The organism is Pseudomonas hunanensis (assembly GCF_013393325.1).
Taxonomy (GTDB): domain Bacteria; phylum Pseudomonadota; class Gammaproteobacteria; order Pseudomonadales; family Pseudomonadaceae; genus Aquipseudomonas; species Aquipseudomonas putida_P.
Window position 1 is genome coordinate 1 of record NZ_QJRC01000090.1, and the last position, 2,645, is coordinate 2,645.

A 2,645-nucleotide genomic window follows, 5' to 3' on the forward strand; every position below is an offset into this window, starting at 1 on the left:
TTCGGTGTAAGCCAAAGCACTTCCGCCACTGCCAGCTCGGCAGGGGGCGCCACTTCGGGGCGCGCCGAGGTGAGCCACTTCACTTTTACCAAGTTTCTCGACAGCGCCAGTTGCAAGCTCATGGAGGCCAGCTGCGCAGGGCAGCATCTCAAGGAGGTCAAACTCGCACTGTGCCGCGCGGGCGGCGACAAGCTCAAGTATTACGAGATTATTCTCGAAGAAGTAATCATTGCAGACTACACACAGAGTGCTGCCGATGGCGTGCCGATCGAGGTGGTTCGCCTCGATTACGGAAGGATCAAGACCACCTACACCTTACAGAAGCGTATCGACGGTTCGGGCGGCGGCAATATTGCCGGCGGTTGGGACCGGATCGGCAACAAGAAATACGCGTGAGGAAATTGCCATGACCGAAGCTCGCGCGTTCATCAACCCCAAAATGCAGAACTACCACACACTCAAGGCTGGCCTTGCCCTGAGCGGGCATTCGGCCAGCAAGTTCGATGTACTGAACTCACACATTTACAACAGTGTGGTCAGAAGCGGCGAACTGGTCATTGTCGGTGACTGGTCCACGCCTTCATGTACTAGCCAGGAGGCGTATCTGATGGCAAAGGCTGCCGCTACGCACATGGGGCTAATGCGCAGCGGGCAAGGTGCCGACGAGTTCTTTCTTGAGAACTTCGAGTTGCTGAAGAGCCTGCTCGCCCATGCATCCATGGGTGCAGGCGTGGTCAGCGATGGGTGGAGCAGATACCTGAAGGCCACTCAAGACACGTTGCTGGAAATTGAGAAACTGTATCAGGAGCACATGAGTTCTGGGACGTTCAAAGCGCGCGATCAGTTCTATGCCAAGCGAGCGGCGCTATTTGGGAGGCTGGATGAGCAGTTGAGCAAAATGGCCGCGTTCGGTGCGAGCCTGCGAAACCAAGGGTCGATTAAAAGAACCCTTGGCATCTCCACGAAAAGCTACTTACATACAGGGGAAATTACAGGATACACCGATAAGGTTGCTGGGGTAGGCAAGGCTGCAAATATGATCAAAAAGGGGAGTTACATAGGTATAGCACTCGGGGTGGGGGCTGCTGGGCTCGACATCCACAGGGCCTGCACCTTGGGGCGAGAGGAGGAATGCAGCAAGGTAAAATTCGTCGAAGGCGCATCATTAGCGGGGGGATTAGCAGGCGCGAGCGCTGGAGGTTATGCGGGTGCAATTATTGGCCCTGCGGTGTGTCTAGCTCTCGGACTCCCCAGCGGGGGGACGGGCTCACTCGTTTGCGCAGTTGTTGGAGGGGCCATTGGCGGAAAATACGTAGGTGATTACGGTGCAGAAAAAGGCAAAAATTTTGGAGAGATCCTATATCGAGAAAGCCTGAAATGAATGCCACAGTACACGGCGTCATTGGATTTCTCATTCTTGTAGCTATGACGCTTACGCTGCTCATTCAATATTACGTCGCTAACAAATACACTGAACATTTCGAGTCATTTCTACCAAACTGCAAATACATCACAGACAATAGAAACACTTACAGACACGCAGGCATTTTAGGAAAATTGATGCGCACCGGCTCGATCTCATTAGTACTGGCATTTCCCAAGCTATTTATATGGCGAGGGGTAGCTAAATCGGAGGATATTCAACATTTCCCATCACATGAAAAGCGCACTCTGCTTTGCCTGCTAACGCTGCACATTACGCTTCTCATGGCGCTTGTGCTCTCCCATTTCCTGCTTCCCGCGACGTAAAAATACAGACAGGGCTGTATCATTGCGTCAGATGCCCCTCGAACTTCTCCCCACTGTCCCATGCCTGCAACACCCAGACTGCAAGTTCGCCTATGAAATCGAGCGCCGCCCGCGCTCGACCTGCGCGCTGTAAGTTGGCAAGCAATACAGAAAACACCTATTAATTAAACTTAGCGATACACCCTTGGCAAAGTTATCCACAACCTTGTAGTCCATTTCCTAAAGTCAGCCCTCTCTATTGCCTTGCCCAATATCCGTGCCTAGCCTTGCCAATCACTGACCGGGTCAAGTTCCCCATCAGCATCACCCCTGAAAATGATTGCCAAGGAGAGATAAGCATGGCATTTGACGCTTATATAAAAATCGACGACATCGCGGGCGAAGCTCTGGATGAAAAGCACAGCAAATGGATTGAAGTCACCGGTTATGACTTCGGTGTAAGCCAAAGCACTTCCGCCACTGCCAGCTCGGCAGGGGGCGCCACTTCGGGGCGCGCCGAGGTGAGCCACTTCACTTTTACCAAGTTTCTCGACAGCGCCAGTTGCAAGCTCATGGAGGCCAGCTGCGCAGGGCAGCATCTCAAGGAGGTCAAACTCGCACTGTGCCGCGCGGGCGGCGACAAGCTCAAGTATTACGAGATTATTCTCGAAGAAGTAATCATTGCAGACTACACACAGAGTGCTGCCGATGGCGTGCCGATCGAGGTGGTTCGCCTCGATTACGGAAGGATCAAGACCACCTACACCTTACAGAAGCGTATCGACGGTTCGGGCGGCGGCAATATTGCCGGCGGTTGGGACCGGATCGGCAACAAGAAATACGCGTGAGGAAATTGCCATGACCGAAGCTCGCGCGTTCATCAACCCCAAAATGCAGAACTACCACACACTCAAGGC

General features: G+C 53.3%; 3 protein-coding genes. All 3 read left to right on the forward strand.

Going from position 1 to position 2,645, the window contains the following annotated elements:
• A partial coding sequence (locus tag DM807_RS14495) for an Hcp family type VI secretion system effector (protein ID WP_179027482.1) occupies positions 1 to 396 on the forward strand: 396 nt, incomplete at its 5' end.
• A 10-nt stretch (positions 397 to 406) separates the two neighbouring features.
• On the forward strand, positions 407 to 1,381 hold the full coding sequence (locus tag DM807_RS14500) for a hypothetical protein (protein WP_179027483.1): 975 nt from the start codon (positions 407 to 409) through the stop codon (positions 1,379 to 1,381).
• Between the two features lie 706 nt (positions 1,382 to 2,087).
• Positions 2,088 to 2,576: an Hcp family type VI secretion system effector gene (locus tag DM807_RS14505; protein WP_179027474.1), complete on the forward strand. Its 489-nt coding sequence runs from the start codon at positions 2,088 to 2,090 to the stop codon at positions 2,574 to 2,576.
• The last annotated feature ends 69 nt before the right edge of the window (positions 2,577 to 2,645 follow it).